Source organism: Streptomyces minutiscleroticus, assembly GCF_014650875.1.
GTDB classification, from domain to species: domain Bacteria; phylum Actinomycetota; class Actinomycetes; order Streptomycetales; family Streptomycetaceae; genus Streptomyces; species Streptomyces minutiscleroticus.
The window spans coordinates 1-19,591 of the sequence record NZ_BMVU01000043.1; the positions used below are offsets into that span (position 1 = coordinate 1).

A 19,591-nucleotide genomic window follows, 5' to 3' on the forward strand; every position below is an offset into this window, starting at 1 on the left:
CCATCGGCGTCGGGCCGGCCTCCCCGGTGTCGCGTCCCCGTCTCCCGGTCCCGGTCCGCCGGGCCTTCGCCCGGCGGCGGTGCTCAGTCCGTGCCGAACTCCATCGCGGCGCGGTCCAGCAGCTCGTCGTCGTCGCCGGAGACCTCGCCGCGGGAGGCGATGGCCTCGGCGCCGCCCTCCGGCATGGTGCCGATCAGCCCGGTCGCGGCCGCCTGGGCGGCGCCGACGGCGGGGCCGGCGGTGCCGATCAGGCCGAGGCCGGCGTACTGCTCCAGCTTGGCGCGCGAGTCGGCGATGTCGAGGTTGCGCATGGTGAGCTGGCCGATCCGGTCCACCGGGCCGAACGCCGCGTCCTCGGTGCGCTCCATGGACAGCTTGTCCGGGTGGTAGCTGAACGCCGGGCCCGTGGTGTCGAGGATCGAGTAGTCCTCGCCGCGCCGCAGCCGCAGCGTCACCTCGCCGGTGACGGCCGCGCCGACCCAGCGCTGCAGGGACTCGCGGATCATCAGCGCCTGCGGGTCCAGCCAGCGGCCCTCGTACATGAGGCGGCCCAGGCGCCGTCCCTCGTTGTGGTACTGGGCGAGGGTGTCCTCGTTGTGGATCGCGTTGACCAGGCGCTCGTACGCCGCGTGCAGCAGGGCCATGCCGGGCGCCTCGTAGATGCCGCGGCTCTTGGCCTCGATGATGCGGTTCTCGATCTGGTCGGACATGCCCAGGCCGTGGCGGCCGCCGATGGCGTTCGCCTCCATCACCAGGTCGACGGCGGAGGCGAACTCCTTGCCGTTGACCGTCACCGGGCGGCCCTGGTCGAAGCCGATCGTCACGTCCTCGGCGGCGATCTCGACCTCGGGGTCCCAGAACCGCACGCCCATGATGGGCTCGACGGTCTCCACGCCGTTGTCCAGGTGCTCCAGGGTCTTGGCCTCGTGGGTGGCGCCCCAGATGTTGGCGTCGGTGGAGTACGCCTTCTCCGTGCTGTCGCGGTAGGGGAGGTCGTGGGCGAGCAGCCACTCCGACATCTCCTTGCGGCCGCCGAGCTCGGTCACGAAGTCCGCGTCCAGCCAGGGCTTGTAGATCCGCAGGTTCGGGTTGGCGAGCAGGCCGTAGCGGTAGAACCGCTCGATGTCGTTGCCCTTGAAGGTCGAGCCGTCGCCCCAGATCTGCACGTCGTCCTCGAGCATCGCCCTGACCAGCAGGGTGCCCGTGACGGCGCGGCCGAGCGGCGTGGTGTTGAAGTAGGCGCGCCCGCCCGAGCGGATGTGGAACGCCCCGCAGGTGAGCGCGGCCAGGCCCTCCTCGACCAGCGCCGCACGGCAGTCGACCAGACGCGCGACCTCGGCGCCGTAGGTCTTCGCCCGGCCGGGCACCGAGGCGATGTCGGGCTCGTCGTACTGGCCGATGTCGGCGGTGTAGGTGCACGGGACGGCGCCCTTGTCGCGCATCCACGCGACCGCGACGGAGGTGTCGAGGCCGCCCGAGAAGGCGATGCCGACGCGCTCGCCGACGGGGAGGGAGGTGAGGACCTTAGACATGGGAAGAGTATGCACCCTCTCGCATGATCATGCAAAGACGGTCCGGCCTCCGCGCGGTCGGACCGGGGCTGTCGCTGTGCATCCGGGGCGGGCGCGGCCGCGGTGCGAGCGGCATGCCGATGTCGACGGGGCGATGGATCGACGGGGCGCCGGATCGACCCGGGGGGATAACAGGCCCTTGGGGCAACGGGTTGGGAATAACAGGCCCATAGGCCGCTGGACGGTCCGGCGGGTCGACGGACGGGTCGGCGGGTCGGCGGACGGGCCGGCGGGATGCGGTGCGTGCCGCCGACCGTCATGCGTCGAGGAGCGCGCAGGACGCTGTGGATGCGCGGGCGGGGACGGAAGCCCTCTTGTCAAAGGCAGGCTTTGAGATGCCTAAAGCTCCGATGTTAAGGTTCGTGTGTGAAGTCAGCAGCCGCGTCCGCCACGCCCCGGAGCATTCCGCTCGTGGCGCGCCTGCACGTGGACCTCTGTCGCTGCATGTCCGCGACCTGTTGTCCCTGATGTCGTTCGCTCACGACACCGCACTGCGGCGGCGCTGCTGACCTTCCGTCCCGGGGCCGCCGTTCTCGTGCGCCACTTCGCCACCCGTCCGCAAGTCCCCGCGCGTCCCAACGGAGCCTGTCCGTGTCCTCGAACACGAAATCCTTCAGAGTGCCCTTCTGGGCCCAGATAATCGCCGGTCTCGTGCTGGGCGCCCTGCTCGGCTGGCTCGCCCGCAGCCAGGACCTGTCCTGGCTGGTGACGACCCTCGACAAGATCGGCGGCATCTTCATCGGCCTGCTGAAGCTCGCCGTCGCCCCGCTCGTCTTCTTCGCGATCCTCGTCTCGATCACCAATCTGCGGAAGGTGACCAACGCGGCCCGGCTGGCCACGCGCACCCTCCTCTGGTTCATGATCACATCGCTGATCGCGGTGGCCATCGGCATCGCCATCGGCCTGGTCACCAACCCGGGTTCCGGCACCGGCCTCACGCCCAAGGACGGCGCGAAGCCCGAGCACACCGGCTCCTGGCTCGACTTCCTGACCGGCATCGTGCCGACCGACGTGATCACACCGTTCACCGAGCTGAACGTGCTGCAGATCGTCTTCATGGCCGCCGTCGCCGGTATCGCCGCCCTCCAGCTCGGCGACAAGGCCCAGCCGATCCTCACCCTGAGCGAGTCCGTCCTCGAACTCCTCCAGAAGGCCCTGTGGTGGGTCATCCGGCTCGCCCCGCTCGGCACCGTCGGCCTCATCGGCCGGGCCATCGCCACCTACGGCTGGGACCTGATCGGCAAGTACGCCACCTTCACCGCCGACATCTACGTCGGCTGCGCGCTCGTGCTGTTCGTGGTCTACCCGGCGCTGCTCGCCGGCGTGGCCAAGCTCAACCCGCTCCAGTTCTTCAAGGGCGCCTGGCCCGCGATCCAGCTGGCCTTCGTCTCCCGCTCCTCGGTGGGCACGATGCCGCTGACCCAGCGGGTGACCGAGCGCCTCGGCGTGCCGCGCGAGTACGCGTCCTTCGCCGTGCCGTTCGGCGCGACGACGAAGATGGACGGCTGCGCGGCCGTCTACCCCGCGATCGCCGCGATCTTCGTCGCCCAGATCTTCGACATCCAGCTGAGCGTCGGCGACTACCTGCTGATCGCGTTCGTGTCGGTCGTCGGCTCCGCCGCCACGGCCGGCCTGACCGGCGCGACGGTCATGCTGACCCTCACGCTCTCCACCCTCGGTCTGCCCATGGAGGGCGTGGGCCTGCTCCTCGCCATCGACCCGATCCTGGACATGATGCGCACCGCGACCAACGTCGCCGGCCAGGCCCTGGTGCCGGTGCTGGTCTCCGCCCGCGAGAACCTGCTCGACCGCGAGGCGTACGACCAGGCCCACAGCTCGCCGGTCGACGAGAGGCCGGAGCGGGAGCCTGCGGCCGACGATCGGGTGCCGGCCGCGGCCGCCTGAGCCGCGTCCCGGCCGGCGCCGGCGAACGGCGCGCCGGGTCCGCGGCGGCGGACCCGCAGGCCGTGAACCCGGGACGACGTCTCCCGTGAACCCGGGAGGACGTCCCCCGTGAACCCGGGACGACGTCCCCCTCGTGGGCCGCTCAGCCACCGGCTGAGCGGCCCACGCGCGTTCGGCGGCCGCCTCACGGGAGCGCGGGCCACGTCCCGGCGGGCGGGCCGTGGTACATACCCGCCCGCCGGGACGGGGACTTCTCGGCTGCCGCCGAGGACCCCGCCGTACGCGAGGGCGCTCGCCGGGGAGGGCCGGCCCAGCTCGGCGGGGGTGACGGCGCGGCTGCCGTCCGCCGCGGCGTCGGGCAGCACCCGCACGCCGCCCGACCCGCCTATCTCGCCGGGGGAACCGACCGCCAGGTCCGGAACGCCGTCGCGGTCGTAGTCGCCCGCGGCCACCGCCGCGCCGAAGGCGTCGCCGGCCTCCGCGGCGCCCGGCACGCGCGGGGTGCCCTGGTTGTACGCCACCGAGATCGCCTCCTCGAAGGGGTCCACCGGTCCGCCCGCGCGGCCGGACGGCAGCGTGGCGGCGCCCGCGCCCCGAGCGGGTGCCGATCGCCTCGCCCGGGGCGCCCGCGAGCAGGTCGTCGCAGCCGTCGCCGTTCCAGTCCAGGACGGCCAGGCAGGCGCCGAAGCGGTCGCCGTCCTCGGCCCGCCCGTACACCCCGACGGTGTCCTGGCCGGGGGTCTGGGAGCGGGTGCCGAAGGACGCGGCGTCGCCGTAGTGGACGTGGATGCCGCGGCCCTTCGCGTACGACTCCGGGCCGCGGGGGATGTCGACGTCCTCGTCGGCGGCCTCCCGGCACTCACCGAGGGCCAGGCCGCCCGGGGCGAACGGGCGGTGTGTGGTTCTCCGGTCACCCGTGCGACACCCGAAGGGCGGGCGGGGTCGTGCCGGAGGGGCGTGTGCCCGGCCGGGTCTCCGTGGCCGGAACGGCCCCCGCCCGGACCGGTGCGCCCGTGCGCCGTCGGACCCGCCGACAGACTGTGTTACGGTTTAAGAGTTGCAGTTGTGGTACCCATGAACCTATGTGCGCCTGACGGGAATGTTTGTCCTTCAGGCGCATTATTTGTTTTCCGGTTTCTCCGGATGGGGCCTCTGCCTACCAGAAGGAGAAAATCATGGCACAGGGAACCGTGAAGTGGTTCAACTCTGAAAAGGGTTTCGGCTTCATCCAGCAGGACGGCGGCGGCCCGGACGTCTTCGCCCACTACTCGAACATCGCGACCCAGGGCTTCCGTGAGCTCCAGGAGGGCCAGCGGGTCTCCTTCGACGTCACGCAGGGCCAGAAGGGCCCGCAGGCGGAGAACATCCTTCCTGCCTGACCCTCGGACGCTCCGTCCGCCCACCGGGGTCCGCACCGCGACGGTGCGGACCCCGGTTCGTGCTCTCTCCAGGAAGGCAGACAACCGCATGCCCCGCAGGCCCCAGAAGTCCAGCCGGCGCGCCTCGGCACCCCGGACGTCCGCACCGCCGCCGAGGGAGTTCCGGCTGCCGGAGAGCACGACGCCCGCGCTCCCCGCCGTCGAGGACTTCGCCGCCCTCGACATGCCCGAGGGGCTGCTCAAGACGCTCACCGCGCAGGGCGTGACCACACCGTTCCCCATCCAGGCCGCCACGCTGCCCAACTCGCTCGCCGGCCGCGACGTGCTGGGGCGGGGGCGCACCGGCTCCGGCAAGACGCTCGCGTTCGGGCTCGCGGTCCTGGCCCGCACCACCGGACTGCGCGCGGCGCCCAAGGCGCCCCTGGCGCTGGTGATGGTGCCCACCCGAGAGCTCGCCCAGCAGGTCACGGAGGCGCTGACGCCCTACGCGACGGCGGTGGACCTCCGGCTGGCCACCGTGGTCGGCGGGCTGTCCCTGACCAAGCAGGCCGCCGCGCTCCGGCGCGGCGCCGAGGTGCTCGTGGCGACCCCCGGCCGCCTCAACGACCTCGTGGAACGCGGGGACTGCACCCTCGGCGACGTACGCGTCACGGTGCTGGACGAGGCCGACCAGATGACCGACATGGGCTTCCTGCCGCAGATCACCAGGCTGATCCAGCAGGTGCGGCCCGACGGCCAGCGCATGCTGTTCTCGGCCACCCTGGACCGCAACATCGACCGTCTGGTGCAGCGCTTCCTGACCGATCCCGTGGTGCACTCCGTGGACCCGTCCGCGGGGGCGGTGACCACCATGGAACACCATGTGCTGCACGTCCCGGACGAGACCGACAAGAAGGCCGTCACGGCGCGCATCGCGGCACGCGACGGCCGGGTCATCCTCTTCCTCGACACCAAGAGGTCGGCCGACCGGCTCGCCAAGCGGCTCCTGGCCGCCGGGGTCCGCGCGGCGGCCCTGCACGGGGGCCGCTCCCAGCCGCAGCGCAACCGCACCCTGGAGCAGTTCAGGAACGGTCAGGTGACCGCGCTGGTGGCCACGAACGTCGCGGCCCGCGGCATACACGTCGACGACCTCGACCTCGTCGTCAACGTCGATCCGCCCACCGATCACAAGGACTACCTCCACCGGGGTGGCCGCACGGCCCGCGCCGGCGGCTCCGGCACCGTGGTCACCCTGGTCCTGCCCGAGCAGAAGCGGGAGGTCACCCGGCTCATGTCGGACGCGGGCATCCGTCCCCGTACGACCCGCGTCACGTCCGGCGACGCCGAACTGGCCGCCATCACCGGCGCCCGCGAGCCCTCCGGCGTGGCCGTCACCATCGAGGTACCCCAGCAGGCGGCGCCGAAGGCGTCCCGGCCCGGACGGGGGACCGGGACCGGGGAGGGCACCGGTTCCGGTGGGCGGTCCCGGCGCCGGCGCAGGAACGGGGGCGGCGCCGGAACGGCGACGGGTGCCGCCGCGGCGACCGCCGGCCGGGGCTCCGACCGCCGGGCCGAGCCCGCGAAGGCGACGGCCGGCGGTGCCACCGGGACCGGCGGACGCGGCTCCGCCCGCCGGTCGGGTTCCCACGGCAGCGCGGGCGGCACGCGTGGTGCGAACGGTGGCAGCCGCGGTGCGAACGGCGGCCCCCGCGGTGCGAGCGGCGGCACCACCGGCCGCCGGGCCGCGGCCGGTGCGGCGTCCGGGACCGGTTCCGGCAAGTCCGGTTCCGGCAGGGGCGCCCGCGGTTCCGGCCGTCGCGCGGCGGGCCCCGCGTCCTCGTGATCCGTCGCGCGGCGGACGGCGCCTCCTCGTGACCCACTGGGGTCCCGGGCGGATGCACGGGACGGACAGGAGGCGGCCATCCGAATCGGCGGTGACCATCTGAACCGGGAGGCGGTCGTCCGCATCGGGGAGGCAGCCACCTGAACCGGGGGGCGGTCGTCCGCATCGGGGAGGCAGCCACTTGAACCGGGGGCGGTCGTCCGCATCGGGGAGGCCCGGTCTCGGGTGGAGGGACGGGAAGGCGACGAGGGGCCGGGGCGCACGGCTGCGCTGCTCCGCGGCCGAGGCCGGGGCGGTTCGGCTCCGCCCTCGCCGGGCGGTTCCCGGAAGGGGCCGTACCGGATAGCGTGCGGTCCCATCACGAGACCGCGTCCGCCGGCGGAGGCACCTCCCTTGGAACAGACCCGTACGACTCCTTACAGCGGCACCCGCGCCGACCTGCACGAGGCCCTCGGCCGGATCCTCGCCGAACGGTGGACCTGCCGCCAGTTCCTGCCCGACCCCGTGCCCCGCGCCACCGTCGGGCGGCTGCTGGAGCTGGCCCAGCGCACCCCTTCCTGGTGCAACACCCAGCCCTGGCACGTGCACATCACCGAGGGCGACGCCACCCGGCGCCTGCGCGAGGGACTCCTGGAGCACGTCCGGGACGGCAACCCGGCCGTCCCCGACTTCCCCTTCCCGGCCCGGTACACCGGTGTCTACCGACAGCGCCGGCGCGACTGCGGCGTCCAGCTCTACGGCAGCCTCGGCATCGCCAAGGGCGACCAGGAGGGCACCCTGCGGCAACTGCTGCGCAACTTCGAGCTGTTCGACGCGCCGCACGTCGCGATCGTCACCACCGAGGCGGACCTCGGCGTCTACGGCGCCGTCGACTGCGGCCTGTACATCGACACCTTCCTGCTCGCCGCCCACAGCCTCGGCCTGGCGGCCGCGCCCCAGGCCGCGCTGGCCTCCTACGCCCCCTTCCTCCGCGACCACCTCGGCATCCCCGACCACCGCCGTGTCGTGGCGGGCGTCTCCTTCGGCCACCCCGACACGGACCACCCGGTCAACTCGTTCCGCACCGCCCGGGAGAACCCCGAGAACGCCGTCACCTGGCACACGGACGCGTAGACCGGCCCCGGACCCGTCAGTCCGCGTCGAGTTCATCGAGGCTGTTCTCCCACCGGGAGCGGCGTTCGGCGTCGCTCTGCTCCCACCACGGTGTGCCGCGTTCTCCGAGGCCGGTCTTGGCGGTGTGGACGCGGGCGCGGGCCGCCGCCTCCGCCGCACCGTCCCCGGCCCTCTTCGCGGAGCCCACGGCGCGGCGCGCGGCCATCAGGTGCTTCGTCAGGCGGTCCGCGACGTCCTCGGGGATGTCCGGGTCGGTCGCCCGCCACCGGCGGCCGTCGATGACGACGAAGTGTCCGTCGGGGGTGTGCTCCGGCTGCTGTCGGGGTGTCATGGGCCCAGCATGCCTGCCCATGCCTGCCGTGGTCGTCCCGCTCCCGCCACCCGTACCCGCGTACCGGTGCTGACACACGGTCGGCGCACCGGTTAACCTTCGTGATGGCATCGCGTGCCGGTCACCGGCCGGGTGAGGCATGGAGGTGTCGGGACATGCCCTTGGAGGCATTCCTTGTCGGTCGAGTTGAATCACACGATCGTCCACGCCCGGGACAACCGGGAGTCCGCCGAGTTCCTCGCGGACCTGCTGGATCTGCAGATCACCGCTGAGTGGGGGCCGTTCGTCGCGGTCGAGCTGGCCAACGGTGTCACACTGGACTTCGCCACGGTCCCCGTGGACACCATCACTCCGCAGCACTACGCCTTCCTCGTGTCGGAGGAGGTGTTCGACGCGGCGTACGCGCGGATCGTGCGGCGCGGCATCGAGCACTACGCCGACCCGCAGCGACGGCGTCCCGGCGAGATCAACCACAACGACGGCGGTCGCGGCGTGTACTTCATGGACCCGGTGGGTCACGCCATGGAACTCATCACCGTGCCGTACGGCGGTTGGCCGTCGTGAGCGTGTGAGCACCGGGCCGCCCGCGCCCCATGGACGGGGTGCGGCCCCCGCCGGCCGCCTACGGTACGGCCTGGGAGACGGCGGCCGCGTTCCTGGGGGCGGCGGCCAGTCGCAGGCCGACCTCCACGAGGGTCCAGCCGAGGCGGGTGCGCAGGTCCGCCGGCCGTCCCGCCCCGGCGGCGAGGCGGTGCGCGTCGGCTTCGGCACGGAGTTCGGCGGCGCGGGCGTGGTGCAGGGCGAGATGGATCTCGGGTGCATCGGGCGGCCTCTCAGTCCGGTCCCCGTGCTGCGCCGATACTTCGGCGACCTGGCGCAGCGCCCGTACGACCCCGTACGGCCCCTTGGGTGTGCTGACCAACGCGCTCGAGTCCGCTGCGCGACCGGACCTGGAGGTCGTGGGGGAGGCGGGGGGACGGCCGCGCGACGGTCGAGGCCCATGTGTCGCGCGTCCTGAGCGAGCTCGACCTGCGCGACCGGGTACAGGCGATTGTGCTCGTCCATCGGGCGGACCCGGTCATCACGCATGAGGGACATGGCTGAGCTGCCCCGATTCCTGGGGGCACGGTGGCGACCGGAAGCGAGGCGGCCGGCCCGGAGGCGCCGCGGCGGTCGGCCGAGGGCACGGTGGCGGTGGTCGGGGGTGTCCCGGCGTTCGGCCGAGGGCGCGGCGGTGGTCTGCGGGCTCGGTGCCGCATGCGGCACGGCCTGACCGGAGCCATATGGCGTATTAGTCGTTTCAAATGATGATCAAGGGGTTAAGTCCGCGCTGTCGGCTCCCCAGACCCCGGTGCCGACCGCCTGTCCCTTCCCTGGAAGGGCCGGGTGCAGTACGTCATGCGAAGGCCAGGCCATGTGCGAGACGACTCAACCCTGTGATCTTCCGGAGCAGTACGGGCCGCTGTGGGCGGAGAGGCTGCTCGCGCGACCACAGCGACTCACGAGCGACGGCGCCCTGTCGCTGTACGGCAAGAGGGTTCTCGTGACGGGGGCGGGCGGCTCCATCGGCAGCGTGCTCGCGCACCGCGCCGCCGCGCTGGGCGCGTACCCCGTGTTCCTGATGGACCACAGCGAATCGGCGCTGCACTCCGTGCAGTTGAGCCTGTGGGACCAGGGCTTCACCCAGAACGACCACGTGCTGCTGGCCGACATCCGGGACGCCGCCCAGATGCGCCGCGTGTTCCGGAAGGTCCGCCCCGAGATCGTCTTCCACGCCGCCGCGCTCAAGCACCTCTCCCTGCTGGAGAGGAATGCGTGCGAAGCGGTGAAGACCAATGTGTTCGGCACGGAGAACCTGGTCAACGCCGCTCTGGAGAGCGCGGTCGGCAAGTTCGTCTTCGTCTCCACGGACAAGGCCGCCGACCCCGCGTCGATCCTGGGCGCGACGAAACGGCTGGCCGAGGACGTCGTACGGACGGGGGCCCAGGAGAACCTGACACGGTTCGCCTCGGTCCGCTTCGGCAACGTCCTCGGCAGCCGCGGCTCCTTCCTCAGCGTGCTGGCCCACCAGTTGCGCCGCGGCCTGCCGGTCACGGTGACCCACCAGCAGGCCACCCGCTTCTTCATGACGGTCACCGAGGCGGTCGAACTGGTCGTCCAGGTCTCCGCCGAGGCCTCGTGCGGCGAGGTCTACATGCTGGAGATGGGGGCTCCGGTCCGCGTCGTGCACCTCGTCGAGCGGTACGCGCGCCTCCTGGACCTGCCGGTGCCCGACCTGCGCTTCACCGGCCTGCAGCCGGGGGAGAAGATCGAGGAGACCGTGTGCGCGTCGGACGAGCGACGCGAACCGACCGGCGACCCCCTGATCTGGCGGCTCCGGCTCGAACCGGTGCGGCCCGACTTCACGGCCCGCCTGCGCGACCTGCGCAGCCTGGCCCAGGAGGGGCGGGAGGACTTCCTGCCGCAGGCCCTGTCCGAACTGCTGGGCACCTACCGGCCGTCGCGGACGAACAGGGACGCCGCCGTCCCCGGCCCGCTGCTGACCGCCGCGGAACTGTGACCCGCCATGCCGCTCCAGCTCCTGACGGTCATCGTCTTCGTGCCGCTGCTCGTGGCCGCCGTGGACCTGGTGTCCCCCCTGCTCACCGGTCGGCGCCACACCTTCGACGTGGGCCCGAGAACGGTGCCGTGCCAGGACTTCGAGGTGCTCGTCCCGATCTACGGCGACATCGCCTATCTGGAGAACGTCGAGTTCCTGCGCCCGTACGGGGTCCGCGTGCTGCTGTGCACCACCGACGCCGAGTCGCCGGAGTTCTACGCCGCCCTGCGGGCCCTGGCGGACGAGCACGGCTTCCGCGTACTGCGGCAGCACATCCCGCGGGTCAGGACGGCCGACGGGCGGCGCCGTGCGTCGGGCACCGTCCGGGACCGGCTGATCCGGGAGGCGCTGCGGATCGTCCGGGCCCCGTACGAGATCTGCCTCGACGCGGACACCGTCACCACCGAGCCGCTCGACCGCATCGTGGGGGCCTTCCGGAAGAGCGGCCGCGACTTCGCCTCCGTCCACCTGGTCCCGGTCGGCACCCCCGGCATCCTCCTGCGGTTTCAGCGGCACGAGTACCGGCTGGCCATGCGGCGGCGCCACATGTACCCCTGGCTGGTGTCCGGGGCCTGTCACGTCGCGCGCACGGAGGCGCACCGCGCCATCATGGCCAGGCACTCCCTGTTCTTCCAGGGCAACGACGTCGAGATGGGTCTGCTCGGCAACGCCCTCGGGTACAAGGCGGCGTATCTGCACACCGAGGTCCTGACCACGGCCCCGCACCGGCCGCGGGCCTGGCTGCGCCAGCGGCTGGCCTGGGCCGGCGGCGAGTTCCGCCTGATGGCCGTCAACTTCCCCGTACTGGCGCGACACCCGGGCTTCCTGTTCTACGGACTGTTCATCACCTTCCTGCTGACGCCCCTGCGGTGGTGCTCGCTCTGCGCCCCCGTCCTGGCCCTGCTGTCGGTCTATCTGGTCTACACGCTCCACCTGCTCCTGACAGAAGGCCCTCGGCGCGACTGGACCCTGCTGCTCTATCCGTTCTACGCGCTGGTCAACGGCCTGCTCCTGGTGCCCTGCGGCTGGTTCTGCTACCTGCGGATGGCCGTGAAGGACCGCAACGTCGGTGTGATCCGCACCGGCCCTCCCCGCAAGAGCGCCGGCCGGGCCTGAGGCGCGGGCGGCACGTGCGTCCGGGCGGCCGTCGGGCCGGTCCGGCAGACCGGAACCCGGAGGTGACCGGATGACGACCCGATCGGCCCCCCTCGCCCGGCCGGCCCCGCCCACCCGGCCGGCCCCGCCCACCCGGCCGGCCCCGCCCACCCGGCCGGCCCGGCAGCCCCGGCCGGCCCCGCCGTTCCGCGCCAACACGTCCGCGCTCGCCGTGCTGCTCGTGCTCTGCGCGCCGTGGGCGGGCGGCCGGGTGGAGGCGGACCGGGGCCCGTCCGGGGGAACGGGCCGGACGGCGGGGTACGTCCGCCCGGCCGGCCAGGCCGACGGAGCACGTCCCGACCGCAGGACCGCCACCCGCGTCGGGGCCGGCCACGCCGGTCCGCCCGGCGGGCCCGCTCCCGCCGACGTACGTGCCCCCGGCGGAAGCGCCCCGTCCGGCGGGCGCGTTCCCGGCGGACGGGGCGGGCCCGGCTCCGCGCACGGCGCCGAGGAGCCGATGCGGCCGCTGCCGACCACCCCGCAGGACTGGGCCGAGGTGGCGGACGTTCTGGGACGCCCGGGGGAGGTCTCCGAGGACGGACTGGCCTACGTGGTGTCCTTCCCCCGCACCGACCTCGACGTGGTCTCCCGGAAGGTGCGCCTGGCCAGTGGCATCGACCTGACCTCGTTCGCCTCGTTCGCCGTCTACCCCGACCGGGAGGCGATGCTGATGGGCGACCTCGTGGTGACCGAGGAGGAACTCGGACGCGCCGTCGACGCCCTGCAGGCGAACGGACTGTCGCAGACCACGATGCACAAGCACCTGCTCGCCTCGCAGCCGCCCATGTGGTGGCTCCACTTCAACGCCGTCGGCGGCGCCGGGACCCTGGCGGGGGCGGTCCGGGCCGCCGTGGACGCCACCGGCACACCGGACGGGCCGGTCCCGCCGGGACCGCCCCCGCCCGGCCTCGACACCGCCGCCGTCGACGCGGCCCTGCGCCGCAGGGGCGCCCCCGTGTACGGCGCCTACTGGGTGCGCCTGCCGCGGACCGACACCGTCGCCGAGCACCACCGGGTCGTCCCGCCCGGTCTCGGCGTCCTGTCGGAGGTGCACTTCCAGCCGGTCGGCGACGGACGCGCGGTCGTCAACGGCGACATCGCCCTGACGCACGACGAGGTGCAGCCGGTGATCCGGGCCCTGCGCGCCGCCGGGATCACCGTGGTCTCCCTGCACAACCACGCCCTGACCGAGGAGCCGAGGCTGTTCTTCTGCCACTACTGGACCGTCGACGACCCGGTGAGGACGGCCGAGGCGCTGCGCGGGGTGCTCGACCTGACGGGAAGCGAATGAGCACGGACCGGCCGCCGCGGCCCGCCCTGCTGGCCGCGCTGCGGCGCGACCTCTCCGGCCACGTCCTGGAGCGCGGTGACCCGCGCCGCGCCCGGACCCTGGCCCTCGACAACGGCCGGGTGCGGGTGGAGCCCGCCCTCGTGATCCTGCCCCGGTCCGCCGCCGACGTCGGCGCGGCCGTCCGCTTCGCCCGCGACCAGGGGCTGCCGCTGACCGTGCGGGGCGGCGGCCACGGCGCCACCGGGCAGTGCCTGAACCGGAGCGGCGTCGTGCTGGACACCCGTTTGATGCGGCAGGTCCGCCTGGACCGCGACCGGCAGGTCCTGCGTGCCGGCGCCGGCGCCCTCTGGGAGGACCTGCACGCCCATCCGGCCCTGCGCGACGGCCCCCTCGTCGCGGTCGGGGCGAGCACGCCCCAGGTGGGCGTCGCCGGGTCCCTGCTGGGCGGCGCGTACAGCTTCGTCTCGCGCTCCTACGGCCTGGGCAGCGACAGCCTCGAAGCGCTCGAACTGATCACCCCGGAGGGCACCCCGCGGACGGTCGGCACGCACTCCGCCGACCCCGCCGACCGGGAGCTGTTCTGGGCCTCCCGGGGCGGCGGCGGAGGGAACTTCGGCGTCGTCACCGCTCTGGAGCTGCGGGTGCACCGGCTGCCCGCGGGCACGGTCTGCGGCAGCCAGCTCGTCTACCCCCTGGAGCGGGCCCGCGAGATCCTCCCCCTGTACGACGAGTGGATCGAGACCGTACCGGACGGTCTCACGGTGTACTGCCACCTGAGCACCACCCCCGGCCCCACCGGCCCCGGCCGGCCGCTGTGGACGCTGACCCTCACCAGTACGTACGACGGCGGCCGGGACGAGGCGGTCGAACTGCTCCGGCCGCTGCTGCGCCTGTCGCCGCTGCGGACCCTGTGGCGCCGGACGGCGCTTCCCGCCTGGGAGAGGGAGGTCGGCGCCCTGACCGCCGTCGCCGGACGGCGCGCCTACATCCGCTCGGGGCACCTGCCGCCGCGCTCCCTGACCCCCGATGTCGTGGACGTCCTCCTGCACTTCATGGAGTGCTCGCCCTCCCCTCACAACGTCATGATGTGGACCCACTCCGGCGGAGCGGTGGCCCGGGCACCGGAGGAGGCGGGCGCCTGCGCCCACCGGGACAGCCGCCTGGTGTACACCCTGAAGGCCCTCTGGGACGAGGAGAGCGCCACCAGGAGCAACGTCTCCTGGGCGTACGACTTCGGCGAGGCCCTGCGGCCGTACGTCACCGGGGCGTTCGTCTGCCAGCTGGACCCGTTGCAGACCCGCTGGCGGTCGATGTACTACGGCGCCTTCGAGGACCGTCTGCTCGCCGCCAAGCGGCGGTTCGACCCGGACGGGTTCTTCCGCTTCCGGCAGTCCGTCGACTCCTCCTTCGAGCCCACGGGTACCCGGCCGCTGGACCTGAGCGTGCTGGAACCGGCCGAGTGACCGACCTGCCATTGAACAGATTGTTCAGCATAATCCGTTGACATCATTTCGTGCACACCCGATCCTCGTCCCATGCCGTCGACTCCCGAACAGCACACCGACGAACAGCACACCGACCCCTTCACGCCCCCGCGGCCGCAGGAGGCGCGGGCGCACCGCGTCCACGCGTCCCTGTTCCGCATCGCCGAGCGGCACGCGGCCAGCAGGGCGCAGCGCGACCGGCAGGTCCACCCCGCGGTCCTCGGCCCGCACGAGGCCGTCAGGCTCGTGTCGTTCCTGCTCGGCGGGACCGCCCTGCTGGAGGAGGGCGAGCCGGAGGTGGACCACGCCGACGTCACCGCCGCGCTGACCCTCGTCCCGCTGGTCCGCGGGGAGCTGGACGAGCTGGAGGCCGGGCTCCTGCGCATGGCGCGGGGGCGCGGCATGACCTGGCAGGAGATCGCGTTCGGGCTCGGACTCGGCACTCCGCAGGCGGCCCGGCAGCGGTACGAGCGGCTGGCCGGCAGGACCGCGACCGAGGCGGAAGGCCCGGCGTAGGCCGAGGCGGAAGGCCCGGCGCGGACCGAGGCGGAAGGCCCGTCCGGGCCGGGGTCTCCGCCCCGGCCCGGACGGGCCTTATGTCCCCGCTCGCGGCGGGCGCGTTCACTCCGTGCGCAGGCCGTCCGGACGCATCATGCGCCACAGCGGCGGCAGGCTGAGGAGGGTCACCAGCAGAACCACGCCCGCGCCGATGCCGGTCATCGCCGCCACGGACGTCCAGTCGAAGGCGACCGGGCGGCCGACCATGCGCAGCAGGACCGCGGCGAGCGCCAGGCCCGTGAGGCAGGCGAGAGCGAGCCCGAGGGCGATCGGCACGGCGGTCTGCCACAGGACCGAAAGCCCCAGCGTGCGGCGGCGGGTGCCGAAGGCGACGAGCGAGGCGAGCAGTTTCCTGCGCTCGCGCAGCTGCTCCATCTGGGAGACGAACAGGCTCGCCCCGATCAGCAGCAGCACGGCGGCCGAGCCGATGGTCAGGCCCCGCTCCACCGCGGCGAACCGGTCATCGGTCCGGTACTCCGTCAGGGACATGGGCACCAGCATCGGATCGGCCCGCGCCGCCGCGTTGCGCACGTGCTCGCGGACGTCCGGAACGGTCTCGTCCAGGGTGACGTAGGTGGTGGAGCGGACGCTCTTCAGCGTGCCCTCGGGCAGTGCGCCCGGGGTGGCGAGCAGGCCGGTGCCCGCGTTGCCGGTGGGATCGAGGCGGGCGGCGACGCGCTCGACGTCCGCCGGCACGGTCCAGGGGATCGCGGCCCCCGCGTCCGGGTCGTCCTCGTAGGCCGGGTCGAGGTAGAGCTTCCGGCCCGGCTCCGGGTTCCTGTCGGAGGCGTCGGCGGAGGGCGGCAGCAGGAACAGGTCCCCGTCGGCGCACGAGTCCAGCTCGGCGATCTCGCGCAGGGCCGTGCAGTCGCCGACCGTGAGCCGATAGTACTTCTGGGCGTCGAGGGCCCTGTCGCCCAGTTCCGTGCTGCCGAGCGAGGTGGCCCGTACCACGCCCCGCGCCGAGGCGATCCGCTCGGTGACGGCGGGCATGCGGGAGAACTCCACCTGGGAGGGGGCCAGCACCTGCATCTGCGCCCGGTCCAGGTCCGCGCCGGTCCGCCGGGTGTAGTCGCCCTGGACGCCGGTGAACAGGGACTGCAGGGCGATCGCCCCGGCCACGGCCACCGCGATCCCGTTGACCGGGCGGACCGCGAGGCCGCTGCTCAGCTGCAGCCGCCGCACGGCGAGCTGCCAGGCCACCGGACCGCCGCCGAGCCGGGTCACCGCGCGCTCCACCAGCCAGGGCAGCAGCGCGGTCACACCGATCAGCAGCAGGACCACGCCGCCGGTCACCTGCCACTGGTTGAACGGCTCGTCGTCGTCCTGCCCGATCAGCGGGTAGAGCAGGGCCAGACCGGCCAGGGGCGTCAGCAGCCGCCACCACAGGCGCCGCCGCGGCGGCCTCGCGGTGCGCACCACGCCCAGCGGCTCGATCACCACACCGCGCAGCGCGAGCAGGGTCACGGCGACCGCGGCCGGCGGCACCGCGACCAGGACCAGGAGGGCCGGCACCGGGCCGAGCGCGATGTCGGACGGGAACGTCCCGGTCTCGACCATCGGGAAGGCGGCGGCCAGCGGCCGTCCCGCGAAGAACAGCGCCAGGCCGGTCAGGACGCCGAGCAGCGCGCCGCCGAGCGCCTCGCCCGCCGCGACCCTGCGGACCGTCCCCGCGTCCGCGCCGACCAGCCGCAGCGCGGCCAGCCGCCGGTCGCGGCGCTCGCCGCCGAAGCGGACGGCGGCGGCGACGAACACGGCCACGGGCAGCAGCAGGACGATGAAGACGATCAGTACGAGCAGCAGCAGGACCGGGTCCCAGGGCTGGAGCGGCTGGGGCTCCCCGAAGTCCTTGATCCGGGCCACGTAGTCCTGGCCGCCCACGAGGCCGTCGTAGCCGGCCCAGTACGCCAGCTCGTCGGGGCCCAGGAGGCCGGGTTCCGCGATGGTGCCGACCCGTTCGTAGGGCAGCCGGGGGCCGAGCAGCCGCTCGCCCTCGGGGGTGTCGAGCAGGGCGGCGAGCGCGGGGGAGACCATCATCTCGCCGGGCCCGGGCAGCCGCGACAGACCGGGCGGGAGGAGTGCCTTCGGGCCCTCGGGGCGCACCAGGCGGCCGTAGACGTTCTCGTCCCGGTAGGTGCTGTCGTTCTGGGAGACCAGGAGGGTGTCGTCGGCGGCCGTGTCGGCGGTCACGTACGTGCTGCGGCCGTCCTCGCGCTCGCTCCGGGCGTCGAGCGCGCCCGGGACGGCGGTGGCGAACAGCAGCAGGGCGACGCCCAGGCCGACGCCGAGGGCGGTCAGGGCGGTGCGGACCCAGCCCTCGCGGCCGCCGGTGACCGCGAACCTGGCGCCCATGGCCAGGTCCTGCACCCAGGTGGTGCCGTGGGAGGCGCGGGGGCTCATACGGCGCGTTCCATGTCGCGGGAGCGGCCGTCGCGTACGACGATCTCGCGGTCGGAGTAGGCGGCGACGCGGGCTTCGTGGGTGACGAGGACGACGGCGGCGTGGGTGGCGCGGGCGGCCTCGGTGAGCAGTTCCATGACGCGTTCGCCGTTGAGGGAGTCCAGGGCGCCGGTGGGTTCGTCGGCGAACAGGACGCGGGGGGTGGTGACCAGGGCGCGGGCGACGGCGACGCGCTGGCCCTGGCCGCCGGAGACCTCGCCGGGGCGTTTGGCGGCGAGGTCGTCGACCTCCAGGCGGCGCATGAAGTCCAGGGCGGTGGCCGCGGCCTCCTTGCGGGGGGTGCCGTTCAGGCGCAGGGGCAGGGCGACGTTCTCGGCGCAGGTGAGTTCGGGGACGAGCTGGCCGAACTGGAAGACGAAGCCGAAGTCGGTGCGGCGCAGGGCGCTGCGCCGGGCGTCGTTCATGGCGGTCAGTTCGCGGCCGTCGTAGGTGATGGAGCCGGAGTCGGGGGTGACGATGCCGGCGAGGCAGTGCAGGAGGGTGGACTTGCCGGAGCCGGAGGGGCCCATGACAGCGACGACCTCGCCGGGGTGGACGGAGAAGTCGGCGCCGTCCAGGGCGGTGGTGGGGCCGTAGGCCTTGCGCAGGTCGCGGGCGGTGAGCAGGGAACCGGGCGGCGTCACCGGACCACCGCCTCGCGGAGCTTGTCCAGGCGCGCGGCGGTCAGCTCGAGCCAGCGCAGGTCGGCCTCCAGGTGGAACAGGGCGTGGTCGCAGATCAGCTGGTCGGCGAGGTCGCCCTTGCGCTTGCGGTCGGTCAGGATGCGCATCATGCGCAGGTGCTCGGCGCGCTGGGTGTCCAGGATGTCGGCGGCGTCGCGGTGGGTGAGGAGGGCGAGGACGACCTTGGTGTACAGGGTCGACTGCAGGTACGGCTCGGGCTTCTCCGGGGTGGCCAGCCACTGCTGGACGTCGGTGACGCCGGCCTCGGTGATCGCGTACCGCTTGCGCTCGGGACCGCCGCCCGGTTCGATGCCGTCGACCTCCACGAGGCCGTTCTTCAGCAGGCGCGACATCGTCGAGTAGACCTGGCCGTAGTGCAGCGGCCGGTCGTGACCGAACTTCTCGTCGAAGGCCCGCTTGAGGTCGTAGCCGTGGCGGGGCCCGGACTCCAGGAGTCCCAGGAGGGTGTGACCAATGGACATGGCCGGGACTATACACGGCGCGTATAACTGGTGTGTATACGTGGGGTGTATAGAGGGGGAGGGGGTCGGAAGGACATGGTCAGCGGATCGTCGGACCCGCTGTCGTCACAGGGAGGTCACCCAGGCCGCGGTGTCGTCGGGGTGGGGGAACCGGAGGGTGCGGAGGGGGGCGAAGCGGGGGTCGCGCGTGAGGTGCTCGATCTCGCGGTGGCGGCCCGCGTGCTGGGACCAGGCCCACCGGACGGGGTGTTCCCTGCTCAGCCAGCCCGCCCAGGTCTCCCTGTTGCCGCCGAAGAGGACCTCGCGGGTGACCGAGCGGCGGAGCGAGCGGCGCAGGACGCGGGGCATGACGACGCGCTTGGCGTAGTCGAGCCAGAGCACGGTGTCGGCCCGGGCCCACAGCAGGTCGCGGACCTCCGGAGCGCCGAGCGAGTCGACGATCCAGCGGGGCTCGGCCACGAGACGCGACACTGTCTCGGTCAGCCTCTCGTCGACCGCCCAGCCGGGGCCGGTGAAGTACAGCGCGTCCATCTCGTGGTAGGGCAGGCCGAGGCGGCCGCCCACGGTCCGGGCGAGGGTGGACTTGCCCGCGCCCGTCACTCCCACCACCAGGATCCGTTCCACGAGCGCACCTTACCGTCGCCGGACGACCGAGGGTGTGGGTGCGGGGCCTGTGCCCGGCGACCCGGCGGACGGTTCGCTCCGCGCGCACGGGAGCGATCAGGAGTCCGGGGTGACGCATGTGCCGGCAGGCCGGTGCGGCCGGTCCGCGGCCGCGC

17 protein-coding genes and 2 pseudogenes are annotated in these 19,591 nt (G+C 73.4%); 10 read left to right on the top strand and 9 right to left on the bottom strand.

Translation table 11 applies throughout. From position 1 onward, the window contains the following. Positions 1 to 83: 83 nt before the first annotated feature. Entirely contained in the window at positions 84 to 1,532 is a 1,449-nt protein-coding gene (argG, locus tag IE271_RS30385) for an argininosuccinate synthase (RefSeq protein WP_190193687.1), read from the bottom strand. 624 nt (positions 1,533 to 2,156) lie between these two features. Between argG and IE271_RS30390 the strand changes: the two genes are divergently transcribed. Further along, positions 2,157 to 3,476 carry a dicarboxylate/amino acid:cation symporter gene (locus IE271_RS30390; protein WP_190193728.1) on the top strand — a complete coding sequence of 440 codons (1,320 nt, stop codon included), beginning with the start codon at positions 2,157 to 2,159 and terminating at the stop codon, positions 3,474 to 3,476. Positions 3,477 to 3,883: 407 nt separating this feature from the next. Here the strand turns inward: IE271_RS30390 and IE271_RS44045 are convergent. Together IE271_RS44045 and IE271_RS42425 are read right to left on the bottom strand one after the other, a co-directional pair. After that, positions 3,884 to 4,024 (bottom strand): annotated as a pseudogene (locus IE271_RS44045) (hypothetical protein); the annotation flags it as partial. An 82-nt stretch (positions 4,025 to 4,106) separates the two neighbouring features. Then, a pseudogene (locus IE271_RS42425) lies at positions 4,107 to 4,193 on the bottom strand (hypothetical protein); the annotation flags it as partial. A gap of 458 nt (positions 4,194 to 4,651) precedes the next feature. On the opposite strand from IE271_RS42425, the gene IE271_RS30400 reads away from it, so the two are divergent. The 3 genes from IE271_RS30400 (at position 4,652) to IE271_RS30410 (ending at position 7,790) form a co-directional block, all read left to right on the top strand. Next, positions 4,652 to 4,855, top strand: coding sequence for a cold-shock protein (locus tag IE271_RS30400; RefSeq protein ID WP_129310881.1), 204 nt, complete (start codon positions 4,652 to 4,654; stop codon positions 4,853 to 4,855). An 88-nt stretch (positions 4,856 to 4,943) separates the two neighbouring features. After that, complete coding sequence (locus tag IE271_RS30405) at positions 4,944 to 6,677, top strand: DEAD/DEAH box helicase (protein WP_190193688.1); 1,734 nt, start codon at positions 4,944 to 4,946, stop codon at positions 6,675 to 6,677. 393 nt (positions 6,678 to 7,070) lie between these two features. Further along, positions 7,071 to 7,790 carry a nitroreductase gene (locus tag IE271_RS30410; RefSeq protein ID WP_229919645.1) on the top strand — a complete coding sequence of 240 codons (720 nt, stop codon included), beginning with the start codon at positions 7,071 to 7,073 and terminating at the stop codon, positions 7,788 to 7,790. 16 nt (positions 7,791 to 7,806) lie between these two features. Here the strand turns inward: IE271_RS30410 and IE271_RS30415 are convergent, their stop codons facing one another. Further along, positions 7,807 to 8,121, bottom strand: a complete 315-nt coding sequence (locus tag IE271_RS30415; protein ID WP_190193689.1) for a hypothetical protein — start codon at positions 8,119 to 8,121, stop codon at positions 7,807 to 7,809. A 174-nt stretch (positions 8,122 to 8,295) separates the two neighbouring features. Here IE271_RS30415 and IE271_RS30420 point away from each other — a divergent pair, with 174 nt between their 5' ends. Continuing rightward, positions 8,296 to 8,685 (top strand): VOC family protein, encoded by a 390-nt coding sequence (locus tag IE271_RS30420; protein ID WP_190193690.1) that lies wholly within the window; start codon positions 8,296 to 8,298, stop codon positions 8,683 to 8,685. A 58-nt stretch (positions 8,686 to 8,743) separates the two neighbouring features. Here IE271_RS30420 and IE271_RS30425 read toward each other — a convergent pair whose 3' ends face one another. After that, positions 8,744 to 8,932 (bottom strand): hypothetical protein, encoded by a 189-nt coding sequence (locus IE271_RS30425; RefSeq protein ID WP_190193730.1) that lies wholly within the window; start codon positions 8,930 to 8,932, stop codon positions 8,744 to 8,746. A gap of 603 nt (positions 8,933 to 9,535) precedes the next feature. Here IE271_RS30425 and IE271_RS30430 point away from each other — a divergent pair. The 5 genes from IE271_RS30430 to IE271_RS30450 all read left to right on the top strand — a co-directional run bounded on the left by IE271_RS30430 (position 9,536) and on the right by IE271_RS30450 (position 15,166). After that, positions 9,536 to 10,681 (top strand): SDR family NAD(P)-dependent oxidoreductase, encoded by a 1,146-nt coding sequence (locus IE271_RS30430; protein WP_190193691.1) that lies wholly within the window; start codon positions 9,536 to 9,538, stop codon positions 10,679 to 10,681. A gap of 6 nt (positions 10,682 to 10,687) precedes the next feature. Beyond that, complete coding sequence (locus tag IE271_RS30435; protein ID WP_190193692.1) at positions 10,688 to 11,836, top strand: glycosyltransferase family 2 protein; 1,149 nt, start codon at positions 10,688 to 10,690, stop codon at positions 11,834 to 11,836. A gap of 70 nt (positions 11,837 to 11,906) precedes the next feature. After that, on the top strand, positions 11,907 to 13,166 hold the full coding sequence (locus IE271_RS30440; RefSeq protein ID WP_268256235.1) for a DUF1259 domain-containing protein: 1,260 nt from the start codon (positions 11,907 to 11,909) through the stop codon (positions 13,164 to 13,166). Beyond that, complete coding sequence (locus tag IE271_RS30445) at positions 13,163 to 14,629, top strand: FAD-binding oxidoreductase (protein ID WP_190193693.1); 1,467 nt, start codon at positions 13,163 to 13,165, stop codon at positions 14,627 to 14,629. Before IE271_RS30440 ends, IE271_RS30445 begins: the two co-directional genes overlap by 4 nt. A 72-nt stretch (positions 14,630 to 14,701) precedes the next feature. Then, on the top strand, positions 14,702 to 15,166 hold the full coding sequence (locus IE271_RS30450; protein WP_190193694.1) for a DNA-binding protein: 465 nt from the start codon (positions 14,702 to 14,704) through the stop codon (positions 15,164 to 15,166). 105 nt (positions 15,167 to 15,271) lie between these two features. Here IE271_RS30450 and IE271_RS30455 read toward each other — a convergent pair whose 3' ends face one another. The 4 genes from IE271_RS30455 to IE271_RS30470 form a co-directional block, all read right to left on the bottom strand. Continuing rightward, positions 15,272 to 17,608 carry an FtsX-like permease family protein gene (locus tag IE271_RS30455; protein WP_190193695.1) on the bottom strand — a complete coding sequence of 779 codons (2,337 nt, stop codon included), beginning with the start codon at positions 17,606 to 17,608 and terminating at the stop codon, positions 15,272 to 15,274. Continuing rightward, on the bottom strand, positions 17,605 to 18,291 hold the full coding sequence (locus tag IE271_RS30460) for an ABC transporter ATP-binding protein (protein ID WP_190193696.1): 687 nt from the start codon (positions 18,289 to 18,291) through the stop codon (positions 17,605 to 17,607). Before IE271_RS30460 ends, IE271_RS30455 begins: the two co-directional genes overlap by 4 nt. Further along, positions 18,288 to 18,812: a PadR family transcriptional regulator gene (locus IE271_RS30465; protein WP_190193697.1), complete on the bottom strand. Its 525-nt coding sequence runs from the start codon at positions 18,810 to 18,812 to the stop codon at positions 18,288 to 18,290. Before IE271_RS30465 ends, IE271_RS30460 begins: the two co-directional genes overlap by 4 nt. A 105-nt stretch (positions 18,813 to 18,917) precedes the next feature. Next, complete coding sequence (locus IE271_RS30470) at positions 18,918 to 19,436, bottom strand: P-loop NTPase family protein (protein ID WP_190193698.1); 519 nt, start codon at positions 19,434 to 19,436, stop codon at positions 18,918 to 18,920. Between the last annotated feature and the right edge of the window lie 155 nt (positions 19,437 to 19,591).

Bases quoted from the DNA above. Each gene is read 5' to 3' on its own strand.
- IE271_RS30455 (WP_190193695.1), bottom strand. From the start codon at position 17,608: ATGAGCCCCCGCGCCTCCCACGGCACCACCTGGGTGCAGGACCTGGCC.
- IE271_RS30440 (WP_268256235.1), top strand. From the start codon at position 11,907: ATGACGACCCGATCGGCCCCCCTCGCCCGGCCGGCCCCGCCCACCCGG.
- IE271_RS30430 (WP_190193691.1), top strand. From the start codon at position 9,536: ATGTGCGAGACGACTCAACCCTGTGATCTTCCGGAGCAGTACGGGCCG.
- IE271_RS30405 (WP_190193688.1), top strand. From the start codon at position 4,944: ATGCCCCGCAGGCCCCAGAAGTCCAGCCGGCGCGCCTCGGCACCCCGG.
- IE271_RS30415 (WP_190193689.1), bottom strand. From the start codon at position 8,121: ATGACACCCCGACAGCAGCCGGAGCACACCCCCGACGGACACTTCGTC.
- IE271_RS30435 (WP_190193692.1), top strand. From the start codon at position 10,688: ATGCCGCTCCAGCTCCTGACGGTCATCGTCTTCGTGCCGCTGCTCGTG.
- IE271_RS30400 (WP_129310881.1), top strand. From the start codon at position 4,652: ATGGCACAGGGAACCGTGAAGTGGTTCAACTCTGAAAAGGGTTTCGGC.
- argG (WP_190193687.1), bottom strand. From the start codon at position 1,532: ATGTCTAAGGTCCTCACCTCCCTCCCCGTCGGCGAGCGCGTCGGCATC.
- IE271_RS30445 (WP_190193693.1), top strand. From the start codon at position 13,163: ATGAGCACGGACCGGCCGCCGCGGCCCGCCCTGCTGGCCGCGCTGCGG.
- IE271_RS30450 (WP_190193694.1), top strand. From the start codon at position 14,702: ATGCCGTCGACTCCCGAACAGCACACCGACGAACAGCACACCGACCCC.
- IE271_RS30465 (WP_190193697.1), bottom strand. From the start codon at position 18,812: ATGTCCATTGGTCACACCCTCCTGGGACTCCTGGAGTCCGGGCCCCGC.